15 protein-coding genes are annotated in these 16,318 nt (G+C 72.9%); 4 read left to right on the forward strand and 11 right to left on the reverse strand.

What is annotated here, in order from left to right; translation table 11 throughout:
* Positions 1 to 47: 47 nt before the first annotated feature.
* Entirely contained in the window at positions 48 to 1,391 is a 1,344-nt protein-coding gene (locus ACLQ27_RS17280; RefSeq protein ID WP_357573246.1) for a class I SAM-dependent methyltransferase, read from the reverse strand.
* The gene (locus ACLQ27_RS17285) at positions 1,388 to 2,785 is read right to left on the reverse strand and encodes an FAD-binding oxidoreductase (RefSeq protein ID WP_234583054.1); all 1,398 of its coding nucleotides are present in this window, start codon (positions 2,783 to 2,785) and stop codon (positions 1,388 to 1,390) included. The genes ACLQ27_RS17280 and ACLQ27_RS17285 overlap by 4 nt, the downstream gene beginning before the upstream one ends.
* Positions 2,786 to 2,878: 93 nt before the next feature.
* On the opposite strand from ACLQ27_RS17285, the gene ACLQ27_RS17290 reads away from it, so the two are divergent.
* Positions 2,879 to 3,349 carry an aminoacyl-tRNA deacylase gene (locus tag ACLQ27_RS17290; RefSeq protein WP_354860779.1) on the forward strand — a complete coding sequence of 157 codons (471 nt, stop codon included), beginning with the start codon at positions 2,879 to 2,881 and terminating at the stop codon, positions 3,347 to 3,349.
* Between the two features lie 75 nt (positions 3,350 to 3,424).
* A complete protein-coding gene (locus ACLQ27_RS17295) occupies positions 3,425 to 4,135 on the forward strand; it encodes an RICIN domain-containing protein (RefSeq protein ID WP_357573247.1) in 711 nt (236 codons plus the stop codon).
* Between the two features lies 1 nt (position 4,136).
* Here the strand turns inward: ACLQ27_RS17295 and ACLQ27_RS17300 are convergent, their stop codons facing one another.
* A complete protein-coding gene (locus tag ACLQ27_RS17300) occupies positions 4,137 to 5,441 on the reverse strand; it encodes an MFS transporter (RefSeq protein WP_357573248.1) in 1,305 nt (434 codons plus the stop codon).
* Positions 5,442 to 5,512: 71 nt separating this feature from the next.
* Between ACLQ27_RS17300 and ACLQ27_RS17305 the strand changes: the two genes are divergently transcribed.
* Positions 5,513 to 6,502, forward strand: a complete 990-nt coding sequence (locus tag ACLQ27_RS17305; protein WP_425867600.1) for a GlxA family transcriptional regulator — start codon at positions 5,513 to 5,515, stop codon at positions 6,500 to 6,502.
* Positions 6,503 to 6,607: 105 nt separating this feature from the next.
* Here the strand turns inward: ACLQ27_RS17305 and ACLQ27_RS17310 are convergent, their stop codons facing one another.
* The 8 genes from ACLQ27_RS17310 to ACLQ27_RS17345 all read right to left on the reverse strand — a co-directional run bounded on the left by ACLQ27_RS17310 (position 6,608) and on the right by ACLQ27_RS17345 (position 15,242).
* Positions 6,608 to 7,072: a hypothetical protein gene (locus ACLQ27_RS17310; protein WP_234583063.1), complete on the reverse strand. Its 465-nt coding sequence runs from the start codon at positions 7,070 to 7,072 to the stop codon at positions 6,608 to 6,610.
* A gap of 113 nt (positions 7,073 to 7,185) precedes the next feature.
* Positions 7,186 to 9,138, reverse strand: a complete 1,953-nt coding sequence (locus ACLQ27_RS17315) for a VWA domain-containing protein (protein ID WP_234583065.1) — start codon at positions 9,136 to 9,138, stop codon at positions 7,186 to 7,188.
* Positions 9,139 to 9,140: 2 nt separating this feature from the next.
* The gene (locus tag ACLQ27_RS17320) at positions 9,141 to 10,592 is read right to left on the reverse strand and encodes a sigma 54-interacting transcriptional regulator (protein ID WP_234583066.1); all 1,452 of its coding nucleotides are present in this window, start codon (positions 10,590 to 10,592) and stop codon (positions 9,141 to 9,143) included.
* A 66-nt stretch (positions 10,593 to 10,658) separates the two neighbouring features.
* Positions 10,659 to 11,735 (reverse strand): hypothetical protein, encoded by a 1,077-nt coding sequence (locus ACLQ27_RS17325; RefSeq protein ID WP_425867603.1) that lies wholly within the window; start codon positions 11,733 to 11,735, stop codon positions 10,659 to 10,661.
* Between the two features lie 76 nt (positions 11,736 to 11,811).
* Complete coding sequence (locus tag ACLQ27_RS17330) at positions 11,812 to 12,462, reverse strand: response regulator transcription factor (protein ID WP_234583069.1); 651 nt, start codon at positions 12,460 to 12,462, stop codon at positions 11,812 to 11,814.
* Positions 12,459 to 13,703, reverse strand: a complete 1,245-nt coding sequence (locus ACLQ27_RS17335) for a sensor histidine kinase (RefSeq protein WP_425867605.1) — start codon at positions 13,701 to 13,703, stop codon at positions 12,459 to 12,461. Before ACLQ27_RS17335 ends, ACLQ27_RS17330 begins: the two co-directional genes overlap by 4 nt.
* A gap of 55 nt (positions 13,704 to 13,758) precedes the next feature.
* Entirely contained in the window at positions 13,759 to 14,265 is a 507-nt protein-coding gene (locus tag ACLQ27_RS17340; protein ID WP_357493845.1) for a hemerythrin domain-containing protein, read from the reverse strand.
* The gene (locus tag ACLQ27_RS17345; protein WP_425867607.1) at positions 14,262 to 15,242 is read right to left on the reverse strand and encodes an aldo/keto reductase; all 981 of its coding nucleotides are present in this window, start codon (positions 15,240 to 15,242) and stop codon (positions 14,262 to 14,264) included. Before ACLQ27_RS17345 ends, ACLQ27_RS17340 begins: the two co-directional genes overlap by 4 nt.
* Positions 15,243 to 15,312: 70 nt before the next feature.
* On the opposite strand from ACLQ27_RS17345, the gene mgrA reads away from it, so the two are divergent.
* Complete coding sequence (gene mgrA, locus ACLQ27_RS17350; protein ID WP_425867609.1) at positions 15,313 to 16,308, forward strand: L-glyceraldehyde 3-phosphate reductase; 996 nt, start codon at positions 15,313 to 15,315, stop codon at positions 16,306 to 16,308.
* Positions 16,309 to 16,318 lie beyond the last annotated feature (10 nt).

Raw genomic sequence — 16,318 nt, forward strand, 5'->3', positions numbered from 1 at the left:
ACGCGGCTCCAGGCGATGCTCAGCTTCAGGCGACGTTCAGTAGATGATCAGGGCAACCAGTCGGGTCGCAGCGGGTAGCCGTTCACACCGTCCGGGCCGTTGTGGGTGGCCAGCACCTGGTGCAGCTGGATGCCGTTGCGCTCGAAGGCCATCCGCGAGCCGGCCATGTAGAGGCCCCACACCCGGGCGGTCCCCGCGCCCACCTCCGAGACGCAGAAGTCCCAGTGCTCCACCAGGTTGCGACACCACGCGGCAAGCGTCAGCGCGTAGTGCTGGCGCAGGTTCTCCTCGTGGTGCACCTCCAGCCCGGCGTCGTGCACCTCGCTGATCAACCGACCCGGGCCGGCCAACTCGCCGTCCGGGAAGACGTACCTGTCGATGAACGCGCCCGAGCGGTGGGGCGCCCGGTTGTCGGCCCGCGTGATCGTGTGGTTCAGCAGCCGTCCACCCGTACGCAGCCGCGACCGCAGCGCGCCGAAGTAGGACGGGTAGTTGCGCACACCGATGTGCTCGGTCAGACCGATCGAGGAGATGGCGTCGAACTGCTCCGCCGGCGCGTCCCGGTAGTCCAGGTGCCGCACCTCGGCCAGCTCGCTCAACCCCTCCCGCTCGATCGCCGCCTGCGCCCACTGCGCCTGCGCCTTCGACAGGGTCACCCCGAGCGCCTTCACGCCGTACTCCCGGGCGGCGTGGCGGACCATCCCGCCCCAGCCGCAGCCCACGTCCAGCAGCCGCATGCCCTTCTTCAGCGCCAGCTTGCCGGCGACCAGGTCGTACTTCGCCGCCTGGGCCTGCTCCAGCGTGTCGTCCGGGGACCGGTAGACCGCGCAGGTGTACGTCATCGACGGGCCGAGCACCTTCTCGTAGAAGGCGTTCGAGACGTCGTAGTGGTGCGAGATCGCCGTGCTGTCACGCACCCGCGAGTGCCGCAGCCCGTTCATCACCCGCTTCCAGCGCGGAAGCGCCTCCTGCGGCGGAGCCGGTGGCGGAAGCAGCCGCTCCCAGCCCAGCCCGCGCACCAGCGCCACCCCGTCGGCAACCGACGGCGGGCGCAGCCGCAACTCGTCCTTGAGCACCCGCAGCGCCTCGTACGGGTCACCCGGGTGCACCCCCTGCAACGCCAGGTCACCGCTGACGTACGCCCGGGCCATACCCAGGTCACCGGGTGCGGTGAGCAGGTACGACAGACCCCGCTCGGAACGGATCGACAGGGTGATGCCCGCGTCGGCCGGGCCGACGGCGCTGCCGTCGTACCCGGTGATCCGCACCGGCAATGGCCCCCCGGTGACCGCGCGGACGACGTCCGCCACAGTCGGACCGGTGCGCCGGCCCCCCGCCGGCGGGGTGGCGGGGACGCTCGCCGCCCCCTGGTCTCGATCGGTCAGGCTCATGCTCGTGCTACCGCCTTCTCGTACAGTCCCGTCAGCCGGTGGTCCGGGTCGTAGCGGTCCTTCACCGCGCGCCAGGTCTCGCCGCCGTAGAGGCGATCGAAGGCGTCCCGGTCGTAGTACGCGTCCGAGTAGAGCGACTTGTGCCCGCCCGACTCCGACACCCTGCGTTCGATCGTGCGGTTGACGTCGCCGTCGGCGGCGCCGGGCGCGATCGGAACGCTCCCCCAGAAACCAATGTTGACGTAGTCCTGCCCCGCGTGGAGTGGATACAGCGGCCACGACCGCGCGGAACCGGGACCCTCCGGCTCGCGCAACCGCAACGGGCAGAGCCACACCGGGGTCATCCCCACGCTGCCCGCGAACCAGCGCAGGAAGTCGGCAGTGCGGTCCAGCGGGATCTCCACGTCCTGCACGACCCGCTCGCGGGCCGGCTGGCCGCGCAGCCGGTCGATCCGGGCCGCCACCTGGTGCCGGTGCTCGAGGCGGACCAGTCGGTGGTAGACGTCGCTGCGCCGATATCGCGCCGGCCAGAGCCTGCGCACGACCGGGTGCTGCGCGCCGAACGCCGCCGAACACCAGAACCAGTCGGTGTCCCAGCGCCACAGATAGTCGTACGCGGTCAGCACGTCCCGCGTGCGCCGACGCAGCGACCGGTAGTAGATCGACTGGCCGGTGTAGTCGCTGGGCGGGTCGGCGGCGTCGGTGAACGTGCCCAGGATCAGGTACGCCTCACCGGGGCTGAACATCACGCCGTCCATCACGTCGACCGGTTCGCCGGCCCACGACCGGGTGGCGGTCACCTCGGCGATCGCGTCGGTGAGCGCCTCCAGTTGGGTGAACCGGATGTTGCGCAACGCCACGTACCGGCCGATCGGTTGCAGCTCGATGCGCAGCCGGGTGGCGTACCCCAGGCTGCCCAGCGAGTTGGGGAACGCGGTGAACAGGTCGGCGTGCTCCCCGTCCGGCCGGGCGGTGACGATCTCGCCGGAGCCGGTGAGGATGTCCATCTCGCGTACCGATTCGTGGGGCAGGCCGTTGCGGAACGAGGTCGACTCGATCCCGAGGCCGGTCACCGCCCCGCCCAGGGTGATGGTGCGCAGTTGCGGCACCACCAGGGGCATCAGCCCGTGCGGCAGCGTCGCGTCGACCAGGTCCTCGTACGTGCACATGCCCTGCACGTCGGCGGTCCGGGCGGTCGCGTCCACCGTGAGCACCCGGTTGAGGCCGCTCACGTCGAGGCCCGGGGTCCGGGGTGCGGACCGGGGGCGGAACAGGTTGGAGGTGCGTTTGGCCAGCCGGACAGGCTCGCCCGTGGGCACCGCGGCGTACGACCGCCGCAGCGTGTCCACCGCTTCATCATGGTCAATGGGGTGATCCACACGCTCAGCGCGCATGTGATCACCTTACGCCCGGCCCCCGGAAACGGTGGGATGTCGACGCCCGCTGTTTCCCGTCCGACGCCAGGTTCGACGGTTACCGTGGCGGGCATGCCGTCGCCCGCGATCGCCGCCCTGGACTCCGCCGGACTGCCGTATCGCCTGGTCAGCCACGGTGCGGTAGGCAGCCTCGCGGAGGCCGCCGCAGCCCGTGGCGTGGCGGTCCCGGATGTGGTCAAGACCATTGTCGTCCGCCGGGGTGCCGACGATCACCTGTTCGTGCTGACCCCCGGCGACCGGGTCGTCTCCTGGCCCAAGCTGCGCGCCCTGCTCGGTGTGCAGCGCATCTCCATGCCGGACGCGGCGGGCGCCCTGGCCGCCACCGGGTACGAGCGCGGCACGATCACCCCGTTCGGCGCGAGCACCGCGTGGCCGGTGATCGCCGACGAGCGACTGCGCGGCCGGGAGATCACCCTCGGCGCGGGCGAGCGCGGTCTCGCCGTCGCGGTCGACGCCGACGCGGCGATCACCGCCCTCGGCGCGACTGTTGCCGACGTCACCGACCCGCAGCCGACCCGCTGATCCCGCCGGGCCGGCTGCCCCGCCCGGCGTGGCTCGGCTGGCCCCGACCCGCCGCGGTGGGCGAGGATGGCCAGTATGTCCCCGCCCGAGGAGCGCCCCGATCCCGCCGGCACCGTCTACGGCGGTCGGCGGCGAGCGCGTTCCGGGCCGCTCGCCGACCCGCTGCTGCGGGTGGCGTTGGCGGTCGGGCTGGTGGGCGTACTCCTCGGGGTGGTCTTCGCCACCGGCCTCCTCGACGGCGACGACAAACCGGTGGTGCCCGCCACCGTCGCCGCGCAGTCCGGCGCGGCCGAGCCGACCACCGCGGCGGCCGAGCCCAGCCCGACCCCCTCGGTCGAGCCGTCGCCGACCCCGTCGGCCACCCCGGCCGTCCCGACCACCGGGCCCCGCGTGCTGCGCTCGCCCTCCGGGCTCTGCCTCGGGCTCGACGGCGACGGCGAGAAGGCGCAGGCCGAGTTGGCCGCCTGCACCGGCGGCCCGGAGCAGCAGTGGGTCGTCAGCCCGATCGGAACGGATGCGGTGACGCTGACCAACGCCGCCCACGGGCAGTGCCTCGACGTCGAGGGCGGCAGCGGTGACGACGGCGCGAAGTTGCAGCAGTTCCCCTGCCACGGTAAGGCCAACCAGCAGTGGCGGCTGAGCCCGACCGGCACCGGTCCGGTGCTGGTCGTCGCCGTGCACAGCGGCAAGTGCGCGCAGGCCGACGACGACGGCGCCGAGGCCGGGGACGAGATCCGGCAGCGGCCCTGCGACGGCCGGCCCGCCCAGCAGTGGACGTTGAGCTGACTCAGCCCCGGAAGCTCCACGCCCGGGGTGCGGTCGCGGCGAGCAGGACGGCCTCCGGCACCGGTCGGCCCGGCCGTCGACGCAGCAGCAACGACAGCCCGGCGGCGCCGATCGACAGGGCACCCGCCACGTACCAGGCCAGCGCGTAGTCGCCGAGCCGGTCGCGGACCAGCCCCGCGCCCGTCGCCGCGAGCGCCGCCCCGAACTGGTGGGCGGCGAACACCCAGCCGAACACGACGGCGCCGGCGCCGCCGAAGTACTCCCGGCACAGCGCGACAGTCGGCGGCACGGTGGCCACCCAGTCCAGGCCGTAGAAGACGATGAACACCAGCATGCTCGGGCGGGCGGCGCCACTGAACAGGCTCGGCAGCACCAGCAGCGACAACCCGCGCAGGGCGTAGTACGCGCCGAGCAGCAACCGACTGTCCACCCGGTCGGTGAGCCAGCCGGAGGCGATGGTGCCGACGATGTCGAAGAGCCCCACCAGCGCGAGCAGCCCGGCCGCCGTGGTCTCGGCCATGCCGTGGTCGTGCGCGGCCGGCACGAAGTGCGTACCGACGAGGCCGTTGGTGGTGGCGCCGCAGATCGCGAACCCGCCGGCCAGCAGCCAGAACGGCCGGGTCCGGGCCGCGGCGGCCAGCGCGCCCAGCGCCCGGGTCGCCGCGCCGCCGGTCGGCGGCGGCGCCGCGACAACCTCGGTCGCGCCGTAGGCGGGCAGGTCGAGATCCGCCGGGTGTTCGCGCAGCAACCACACCACCAGGGGTACGACCGCCAGGGCGGCTCCGGCCACGACGAGCGCCGCCGTGCGCCATCCGTGGTCGCGCACCAGCACGGCGATCAGCGGCAGGAAGATCAGTTGGCCGGCCGCACCGCCCGCGGTCAGCACGCCGGTGACGAGTCCCCGTCGACGGACGAACCAGCGCCCGGTGACCGTCGCCACGAACGCCAGCGCCATCGAGCCGGTGCCCAGGCCGACGAGGACGCCCCAGCACAGCAGCAACTGCCAGCTCGCGGTCATGAAGACCGTCAGGCCGCTGCCGGCGGCGACCAGCAGCAGCGCCACCGAGACCACCCGGCGGATCCCGAACCGGTCCATCAGCGCGGCGGCGAAAGGCGCGGTCAGCCCGTACAGGAGCAGGTTGACCGAGACGGCCGCGGAGATGGTGGCGAGCGGCCAGCCGAACTCCTCGTGCAACGGGTGCAGCAGCACCGACGGGGTGGCGCGGAAGCCGGCCGCGCCGACCAGCGCCACGAAGGCCACGGCGGCGACGAGCCAGGCGGGGTGCAGGCGACGGTTCTTGGTCACGCTGATCAGTCTGAGTCGCGCTCTCGGTGGCGACGAGTGGCCGGAAAGCCATCATGCGCAATAATCGGGCCATGAGCAGTGGCCCGCACCGGATCGCCGTCCTCGCCCTCGACCAGGTCGTCGGCCTCGATCTGGGCACCCCGTCCCAGGTCTTCAGCACCGCCCGGGGCGCGGACGACAGGCCCCGCTACGACGTGCGGGTGTGCACCCCGGGTGGGCGGCCGGTCCGCAGCACCGCAGGCTTCCAGGTGCTCGCCGACCACGGGCTGGAGCTGCTCGACACCGCCGACACGGTGATCGTCCCGGGCATCCACGACGGCGCCGCACTGACCTCGGGCGGCATCGAGCCGGAGGTGGCCGCGGCGCTGCGGTCGGCGTACGAGCGGGGCGCCCGGATCATGTCGATCTGCACGGGGGCGTTCGTGCTGGCCGCGGCCGGTCTGCTCGACGGACGCCGGGCCACCACCCACTGGGCGTACGCCGAGCGGTTCCGCTGCCTGTACGACCGGGTGGCCCTCGACCCGGACGTGCTCTTCATCGTCGACGACCGGGTGTTCACCTCGGCCGGAGTGGCCGCCGGCATCGACCTCTGCCTGCACGTCATCCGCCTCGACCACGGCAGCGAGGTCGCCAACCGGGCGGCCCGCCGCTGCGTGATGCCGCCGTGGCGCGACGGTGGGCAGGCGCAGTACATCGAGCAGCCGGTGCCGAAGGCGACCGACACCAGCACGGCGGGCGCCCGGGAGTGGGCACGGCAGCGGCTGCACGAGCCGATCGCGCTGCGCGACCTGGCCGAGCAGTCGCGGATGAGCGTGCGGACCTTCACCCGCCGCTTCCGCTCGGAGACCGGCCTGAGCCCGGCCCAGTGGCTGCTGCAGCAGCGCACCGACCACGCGCGACTGCTGTTGGAGACGACCGACCTCACCGTCGACCAGATCGCCAGCCGCTGCGGTTTCGGCACGACGGCGGCCCTACGCCAGCAGCTCCACCAACGCGTCGGCGTGGCCCCGTCCACCTACCGCCGCACCTTCCACCCTCGCCCCGAGCTGATCAACCCCTGACCCCCCACCACCGCGATCTTGCGCTTTCGGTCGCCGAGATGCCCTTTGTGCACACCTTTGTCGAGACAGAATATGCAAGATCGGCGAGGGCCCTGGGGCTGCGGCTCAGGTACGGAGCAGGTGCAGCTGGGACTGGTGTTTGGGCAGGTGCACGCGGGTGTGCAGGTCGAGGGTGCGGGACCAGGGCAGCGGCTCGTCCACGATGAGGTCGAAGCCCTCGCGCAGGTGCGTTTCGACCGGGGTGTCGGCGGCCAGGCCGAGCTGATCGACCAGCCCGCACAGCCGGTCGCTGGTGTCGTGCAGCAGCGCGGTCAGGCCACGCAGACCACCGTGCTCGGCGGCGAGCGCGTCGAGCTGCGGACGGTGGATGTCCTCTTCCAGCTCGTAGTAGGCGAACGGCGACCCGGCCAGCAGCGCCTCGGTGGCCTGGATCATCAGCTCGTCGTTGGCGACCAGATGCGCGACGATCTGCTCCGCGCTGAGCTGCCCCTCCGGAGCCGGACCAAACGTCGCCCCGTCGATCTCGGCGAACACCCCGTCATAAGCGCGCCGCAAGCCACCAGTCTCCACCACACCCCCACCACACCCGCCCCACCGTGTCGATCATGGCGTTGTGGTGCCCGGTTCACCCGGATGAGCGGCATTTGCCACCCACGACAACTCCATGATCGACACGGGTCGGTTCAGCGGCGGGACTGGCGGGAGCGGAGGTAGTCGGACACCACGTACTCGCCCAGGTCGTCCGTGTCGGGAGTGAACATGCGACCCCGGCTGCGCCGGGCCACCGCGTCGACGAAGCGGCGCAGACCCGGGTCGTCGCCGAGCATGAACAGGTTGAGAGTGGCGCCGTAGCGGCTCAGCTTGTCCACCTCACGGACGGTCGCCTCGATCGTCTCCGGCAGCGGCGGCCAGTGGAACAGCGCCTCGCCGTCGTCCGGGTCCAGGTGGGCGGTCGGCTCCCCGTCCGTGACCACCAGCACCACCGGCTCGGCGTCCGGATGGCGGCGCAGGTGCCGAGCGGCCAGCCGCAACGCGTGCTGAAGGTTCGTGCCCTGCTCCATGTCGGGCTCCACCGCCGCCAGCTCCTGCTGGGTGAGGGTCATCGCCTCCCGACCGAAGCCCACGATCTGCAACGCGTCCTGCGGGAAACGGGTCTCCATCAGGTGCGCCAACGCCAGCGCCGTCTGCTTCATCGGCCCCCAACGACCCTGCGAGATCATCGAGTACGACAGGTCGACGCAGAGCACCACCGCCGCGGAGGCCCGCTTCTCGGTCTCCACCACCTCGAAGTCGTCCACCGCGAGCTGAAGCGGAACTGTCGGGCCGGCCCGGCGGACCGCCCGGGTCAGCGTGCGGACCACGTCCAACGGCTGCTCGTCGCCGTACTCCCAGGGGCGGGACGCGCCGCTGACCTCGCCCGCGGCGCCCGCCGAGCGCAGGTCGTGCTGGCCCCGCGGCCCGGCGGTCAGTTCGGCGAAGACCCGCCGCAGCGCGGTGCCACCGAGTCGGCGCAGCGCTTTCGGGCTCAGCGTGAGCCCGTCCGCGTCCCGACTCACCCAACCCTGCCGGCGTAGCTCCCGCTCCAGATCACGCAGGCGGCGTACGTCGTCGGCGGCGTCCCGGCCCAGCGTCCGGGCCACCGCGTCGACGTCCACGTCGTCCAGCGTGGCCCCGGGGTGTTCCTGGTCGAGCTGGTCCAGCAGGTCGTCCAGCTCGCCGATCTCACCCAGCGCCCCGGCGGCGTCGGCGTAGTCCAGCGGCTGCTCACCCCGGACCCGCTCGCCACGCCCCCACCGCAGATCCGGTCGCAGCGCCCGCAGGTTCGCGTCGAGCGCGGACAGCTCCCCGGCGAGTCGGTCGCCGAGTGACTGCCGCATCAGGCCGGCCAGCTCGGCGCGCTGCCGCTCGGAGAGCGAGTTCATCAGCCGCTCACCGGCCGCCGAGCGGCGGGCCAGCACGTCGATCAGCTCGTCGACAGTCTCCGGCTGCTCCGGGAAGAAGTCACCGTGCCGGCGCATGAACTCGGCGAACGCGTCGGTGGTGTCCTCCGCGCGGCCGTGCCGGGCCAGCAGGTCGTTCAGGTCCCGCATCATCTCGGCGAGCCGCTGCTGCGCCGCCGGATCGGCCGACGCGCGTACCGCGTCGCGCAGCCCGGCGAACCGCTGACCGAGGACGTCGTCGCGGAGCTGGTCGAGGATCTGCTGGTACGAGCGGCGGGCGTCCTCGCTGGCCCACTGGTAGCCGGACAGCTCCTCGACCGCCCGCGCGGTGGAGCGGGGCAGGTTGTCCAGCACCGCCTCGGCGAACCGCGCGTCGTCGTCGTCGCGGCCCCGCAGCTCGTCGCGCTCGGCGGCGAGGGCCTGGTCGAGCAGCGCCTGTGCGCGGGTCACCGCACCGTCGAGATCGCCACGGCGCAGCGCCTCGCGGCGCAGCCGTCGCGCCCGGGCGGCCAGGTCGTCGAGCCCGCCACGCCCCAGCGGGCCACGGCGCAGCAGGTCGCGCAGCGCCTCCCGCAGGCTGCCGCCGGCCAGCACCTCGGCGCCGACCGCGTCCACCGCCTCACGCACGTCGTACGGGGGTGCGAGCGGGTCGGGCCCGCCGTTCCACTGCCCGTACCGGAACCGGTTGCCGGCCATGGTCAGCCCCGGCCGCCGTAGACGGTGCGCCCCGAGTCGGTCACGTCCTTGCCGAGCCGGCGGGTCAGGTGCAGCCCCTCCAGCACGAACTCGACCGCGGCAGCGGCCTCCTCCGGGGTGGGCGCGTCGCCGAGGCCGAGCCGGTCCAGCACCTTGGCCAGGCCGGGAACGGTGCCCACCTGGCGCAGCAGCTCGGTCGAACCGACCAGCTCGCCGGTCTCGATCGCCGTCCCGTCCTCGACCAGGGCGGTGAACCCGGACAAGTCCAGGCCGGCCAGGTGGGCGCGGAACGTCTCGGCGGTTGCGGTCCGCAGCAGGTGGGCGAGGACCTCGATCTCCCGCCCCTCCTCGCCGCTCTCGAACTCCACCTTGCCGCGCAGCGTGCTGGTCACCGACACCGCGTCGCCGACCCGCGCCACCGCGGCCTCGGACCGACCGTCCGGGTTGGCGGAGGCAGCGAGCAGGCCGGCACGGCGCAACGCGGCACCGGCGACCGTCTCGGCGGCGGCGATCGCGAACCGGGCGGAGACACCGGAGCGCGGGTCCACCGACGGGGACTCCCGCACGGCGCGGGCGAACCGGGCCAGCACCTCCAGCACGTGCTCCGGCACCTCGGCGACCAGGTCGGCCTCCTGGCGGATCAGCGCCAGCTCCAACTCCAGGTCGACCGGGTAGTGGGTGCGGATCTCGGCGCCGAACCGGTCCTTGAGCGGGGTGATGATCCGGCCGCGGTTGGTGTAGTCCTCCGGGTTGGCGCTGGCCACCAGGAGCAGGTCCAGCGGGAGGCGCAGCTGGTAGCCGCGGACCTGGATGTCCCGCTCCTCCAGCACGTTGAGCAGCGCCACCTGGATCCGCTCGGCCAGGTCGGGCAGTTCGTTGACGGCGAAGATGCCCCGGTTGGTGCGCGGCACCAACCCGAAGTGGATGGTCTCCGGGTCACCGAGGGTGCGTCCCTGGGCGATCCGGATCGGGTCGACGTCACCGATCAGGTCGCCGACGCTGGTGTCCGGGGTGGCGAGCTTCTCGCCGTAGCGCATCGAGCGGTGCAGCCAGCCGATCGGCAGCTCGTCGCCGGCCTCGGCGACCTGGGCGACCGACGCGGGGGTGAGCGGGTGCATCGGGTGCTCGTTGAGGACCGAACCTGCAATGACGGGGGTCCACTCGTCGAGCAGCCCGCCCAGCGCGCGGATCAGTCGGGTCTTGCCCTGGCCGCGCTCGCCGAGCAGCACCATGTCGTGCCCGGCGAGCAGAGCCCGCTCGACCTCGGGAAGGACGCTGTCGTCGTAGCCGACGATGCCGGGGAAACGGGTCTCGCCGGAGCGCATCCGGGCGAGGAGGTTGTCGCGGAGTTCCTGCTTGACGGTGCGGTACTGGTGACCGGCCGCGCGCAGCGCGCCGAGCGTGCCGGGCAGGTCGGCCGGTGGAACCGGGATTACCGGGGTAGGCGCAGTCACCCGAGTAACGCTAGCTCACATTCGCGGAGGCGCCCCGGGCATCGGGAGCACCCCCACCGCCCGCCCTCAGCCCCGGCCGCAGCGTCCGCAGGTCCCCCGGCGGCGCCTGTGGTACGCGTACGTCGCCGCGCCGAGCGCCACGCCCCACAGCGGCCAGAGCAGCATGGGCGCCCCGGTCAGGCTGACCCCGCCGGTGAGCTCCCAGAACCTGGGGTTGCTGAGCAGTCCCAGGCTGGCGGCGGTCACCGCGATGGCGACCAGGGTGGCCGGCACCACGGCCAGCAGCACCGGCACCCGGCGACCGGCGAGCCCGACCATCCAGCGCGGGAACCGCTCGCCCCAAGGCTGGACCAGCCCGAGGGTGAGGATCGCGCCGACGGTGGCGAACGCGCCCAGCCCGAACCCGGCCCAGACCAGCCCGGTGTCCTGCATCTCGGTCAGGAACTCGCGGGAGATGCCGAGCGGGATGCCGGCGGCCCAGGCGAACCGGGTCGACGCGTACGTCAGCGGAATCGCCGCCGCGATGCCGGCGGCCCACCGACCCCAGCGCGCGGCGGCGGCCGGGGTGGTCCAACCCCGGTCGGTGTCGCCGCGTCCGCAGCCGACGCAGGCCCCGGCGGTACGGCGCTGCCAGGTGAGGACCGCCCCGGCCAGCAGCAGCCCGCCGGCGAGCGCGGCGAACCGGCCGAACAGCGCCCAGTTGAAGATGTCGGAGTAGTCGACGGGCGGCCAGCCGAACGGCGCTCCCACGATCAGGATCGGCAGGTAGCCGAGGACGATCAGCACCCGGGCGTCCGGGACGACCACGGCGAGTCCGAACGCCACCGCCCAGCCGTAGCCGGCGAGCAGCACCCGCAGCGGGCCGGGCGGGCGGACCGCGGGGCGGCTCATGGCGAGGGCGGCCACCGCGGCGGTGAGCAGGACGCCGGCGAAGAGTGGGGTGGCCACGTCCACGGGCACCAGGCGCAGCAGGTTCACGTCGCCGCCGTGCCTGTCGTTCGCGCCGAACGGGTAGCCGGCGCCGGTGAGCGTGCTGACCAGGGCGAGTACGCCCCACAGGCCGAGCCAACCGGCGGCCAGTGGGGCGAACCGGTCCGGCCAGCGGGAGTCCGAACGGGGTCGGGATGCGGTGATCGTCGTCATGCTCTCAGCCTCGGCCGACGGCCGGTCGAAACCCTCCCGGCCGGCGGTGAACCCGCTCCCCCGGGTGGGGGACCGATCAGCCGGACGGGGTGACGAAGCCGGACTCGTAGGCGGCGATCACTGCCTGCGTACGGTCCCGGACGCCCAGCTTGGCCAGCACGTTGCCGACGTGCGTCTTGACCGTCTCCACCCCGACCACCAGGTGCGCGGCGATCTCCGGGTTGGACCGGCCGGTGGTCATCAGCCGCAGCACCTCGGCCTCCCGCTCGGTGAGCCGGGCGGCCCGCAGCCGGTCGCCACCCGCCGGCCCGTACGCCCCGACGAGCTGGCGGATCGCGGCCGGGAAGAGCAGCGACTCGCCCGCCGCGACGACCCGGACCGCCTCGATGACCTCCGCCGGCCGGGCCCGTTTGAGCAGGAAGCCGGAGGCGCCGGCGCGCAGCGCCTCGTAGACGTACTCGTCGTTGGCGAACGTGGTGACGACCAGCACCCGGGGCGGGTCGGCGGAGGTGGCCAGCAGGTGCCGGGTGGCCTGGATGCCGTCGATGCCGGGCATCCGCACGTCCATCAGCACCACGTCCGGGCGGTGCCGGGCGACCAGGGGCGGCACCTCGGCGCCGTCGGCGGCCTCGGCGAGCACCCGCAGATCGGGTTGAGCGTCGATGATGGCCCGCAGCCCGACCCGGATCAACTCGTCGTCGTCGACGATCAGCACACCCGTGGTCATCGCACGTCCTCATAGGGCAGGCGGGCCCGGATCAGCCAGCGGTCGCCGTCCGGCCCCACGGTGAGTCGACCGCCGAGCAGCAGCACCCGTTCCCGCATGCCGTCCAGGCCCCGACCGGACCGCCCCGTGTCGGCCCGGTCGGGGCTGCTCATCGTGTTGACCAGTTCCAGCTCCAGCGCGTCCGGCTGCAGGTCCAGGCGCAGTGTCACCGGCCCGTGGCCGTAGCGGACGGCGTTGGTCAGTCCCTCCTGGACGATCCGGTAGCCCTCCCGGGAGACGATCGCGGGCAGTCGCGCCGGGTCGCCGACGCGCTGCGCGTGCACGGTCAGCCCGGCCGCGCGGGTGTCGGCGACCAGCCGGTCCAGGTCGGCGAGGGTACGTTGCGGTGCCACCGAGGGCCGGTCGCCGCCGTTCTCGCGGAGCAGCCCGAGCACGTGGTCCAGCTCGTCCATCGCGGTCCGCCCGGCCTCCTCGATGGCGGTGAGCGCCCGCCTGACGAACTCCGGATCGCTGTCGAGCACCTCGCGGGCCGCGCCGGCCTGGAGGGTGGCCACGGTCAGCGCGTGACCTACCGAGTCGTGCAGTTCCCGGGCCAGCCGGTTGCGCTCGGCCAGTCGGGTGGCCCGCGCCTCGAGCGCGGCGATCCGCTCGGCTTGCGCGGGGCCGAGCAGCACCGGCGCCATCGAGACGGCGAGCGCGCCGAGTCCGGCGACGGCGTAGCCGAGGCCGACCAGCAGGGCCACCCCGGTCAGCGTCAGCCAGCCGCCGTCCCGTCCGTCCAGCGGCCCGAACCGCTCCTGGCTGGTCAGTTCGGCGCCCACACCGAACTGCTGGGCGATGAACGCCAGCGCCATCGGCAGGGCGCTGAACAGGGCGATCATCACCAGCGCGCCGATGATGAGGTGCGTGGCGATCCAGAGCGCGCTGCGCAGGCGGCTCTCCCGGTCGCCGCGGTGCCCCGGGGCGGGGTCGGGCAGGTCGACGCCGAGCAGCGCCCGCACGGCGGCGATCTCCAGCGCCCGGCTGCCGTCCAGCAGCAGTGGCACCACGGCGATCAACGCCGCGATCAGCAGGAGGGCGTACACCAGTGGGCGGGGGATCGTCGAGTCGGTGAGCAGTTGCGCGAACGTCACCGCGAGGACGCCGTACGGCAGCGCCAGCACACCACCGAGCAGCAGGAACACGCCGCGTCGCCAGGTGCTGCCGGCCACCAGCGGGGCCAGTGCCGCGCGGAAGGTCATGCGGTCATTCTGCTGCCGTCACCCCGGGGTGCGACTCCCCCGCACCGGGGAGATCTCAGCGGTGGTCGGCGACGTACCCCTGCGGGTCCTTGTCGCGGAACGGCAGGTCGCGGCCGTTCTTGTGCTCGCCGTAGAAGGTCAGCCAGCGCTGGCCCAGCTCGGCGCGCAGTTCGAAGCTGGCGTGCCGGCGGAAGTCGGGCAGCGCCTCGTCCTCCTCCTCGGCGAGGTGCTCGCTGTTCTCCCGGCGGGCCGTACCGACGGCCTCCCACCACTTTTTCGAGCCGACCGGGTGCAGCTTGGATTCGGCGATGGCGTCCCGGATCTTGTTGTGGTCGCCGATCGCGTCGGCGGTCTCGTCCTCGCCGTCGTCACCGTGCTTGACCAGGTGCGGGTAGAGGATCGCCTCCTCCGCCTCGGCGTGGATGTCCAGGTGCAGGGCGAGCGCCTCCCAGATGGCCAGCAGCTCCTGCTCGTCGCGGGCATCGTCCAGGCGGGCGAAGCCGCGCCGGAAGGTGGCGTGGTCGTCCAGGATCAGTGCGGTGATGTCGTCCACTGTGCTCATTTCTCCGTCGGGCCGGCGATCCGGTTACGCAGCATCCGGGGCAGCGCGGCGAGCCCGGTGACCGGGCGGAACCGTTTGGCGGCCTCGGCCAGCGCCGCGTACTCGTCGTCGGCGAGGTCGAGGTCGGCCGCCGCGGCGTTGCGTTCCATCTGCTCCACGCTTGACGCGCCGGGAATGGCCAGCACGTTGGGGTGGCGCAGCAGGTACGCCAGCGCGATCTGGCTGGCTGTGGCGTCGTGTGCCTCGGCGACCTGGCGCAGCGTGTCGATCAGGACGGCGCCCCGCTCCAGGTTCTCCGGCAGGAAGTACGGGTTGGCGCGGCGGACCGCGCCGGTCGGCGGGTTCTTCGCGTCGTACCGGCCGGACAGGAAGCCCTGCGCCAGCGGGCTGTACGCGATGACGACCCGGCCGGTCTGGCGCGCGTACGGCAGCAGGTCCTGTTCGGGTGCGCGGTCCAGCATGCTGTAGCGGACCTGGTTGCTGAGCACCCGCCGGCCGAGTGCGGCCTCGGCGACCTGCCAGCGGCGCAGCCCGTAGTTGCTGACCCCCACCTCGCCGACCAGCCCGACGTCCTGCAGGGCCCGCATGCCGCGCATCGTGGTGTGGTCGGCGACCAGCGGGTGGGGCTGGTGCACCTGGTAGAGGTCGATGCTTGTGACGCCGAGGCGGGCCGCCGAGGCGACCGCCCGCTGCTGCACCACCGCGGCCACCGGCAGCACGGGGAAGATCTTGCTGGCGACCACGACCTTGGGCCGGTCGTCGCCGAGCGCCGCGCCGAGGATCCGCTCGCTGCGCCCGAAGCCGTAGATCTCCGCGGTGTCGAAGACTGTCACGCCCAGCTCGACGGCCCGCCGGACGATCTGCGCGGCCCGCTGCGCGAAGTCGGGGCCGTAGCCCCACTCGCGGGAGCCGAACTGCCAGGTGCCGAGGCCGATCTTGGAGAGCGGTTTGGGGGTGTCGAGGGCGATGAACCGCATGGCCTCGAAACTACCCCGTTGTCCCGGTTTCCACGCCCGATCCCGTGCACCACGGCCCGCGGCTAGGCTCATGATCGTGACTTACCTCGCCCCGGATGACCGCTACGACACCATGACCTACCGGCGCAGCGGACGCAGTGGCCTGCGGCTGCCCGTCGTCTCCCTCGGGCTCTGGCACAACTTCGGCCCGGACCGTCCGTTCGACAGGCAGCGCGACATCGTCCGCCGTGCCTTCGACCTGGGCGTCACCCACTTCGACCTGGCCAACAACTACGGTCCGCCGCCCGGTTCGGCGGAGGAGAACTTCGGTCGGATGCTCGCCACCGACCTCAAGCCGTACCGGGACGAGCTGGTCATCTCCAGCAAGGCCGGCTACCTGATGTGGCCCGGCCCGTACGGCGAGTGGGGCTCGCGCAAGAACCTGATCTCGTCGCTGGACCAGTCGCTGGGCCGGATGGGGTTGGACTACGTCGACATCTTCTACTCGCACCGCTTCGACCCGGACACCCCGCTCGAGGAGACGATGGGCGCGTTGGACGCCATCGTCCGCTCCGGCAAGGCGCTGTACGTGGGCATCTCGAACTACAACTCGGAGCAGACCACGCGGGCCGCCGCGATCCTGCGCGAGCTGGGCACGCCGCTGCTGATCAACCAGCCGTCGTACTCGATGCTCAACCGTTGGACCGAGTCCGACGGTCTGCTCGACACGTTGGAGCAGGTCGGGGCCGGCTGCATCGCGTACAGCCCGCTGGCTCAGGGTCTGCTGACCGACCGCTACCTGGGTGGCATCCCGGCCGACTCGCGGGTGCGCACCAGCGTCTTTCTCAACGAGAGCGACCTCAGCGACGAGAAGATGGCCACCATCCGGGGGCTCGGCGCGGTCGCCGAGCGACGCGGTCAGTCCCTCGCGCAGCTCGCGCTGGCCTGGGCGCTGCGCGACCCGCGGATGACCAGCCTCATCATCGGTGCGAGCAGCGTCGAGCAGTTGGAGACCAACATCGCCGCCGTGGACAACCTCGACTTCACCGCCGAGGAGCTGGCCGAGATCGACCGGCTGCTGGGCTGAGCGCCGCCGG

The organism is Micromonospora sp. DT63 (assembly GCF_049841615.1).
Classification (GTDB): domain Bacteria; phylum Actinomycetota; class Actinomycetes; order Mycobacteriales; family Micromonosporaceae; genus Micromonospora.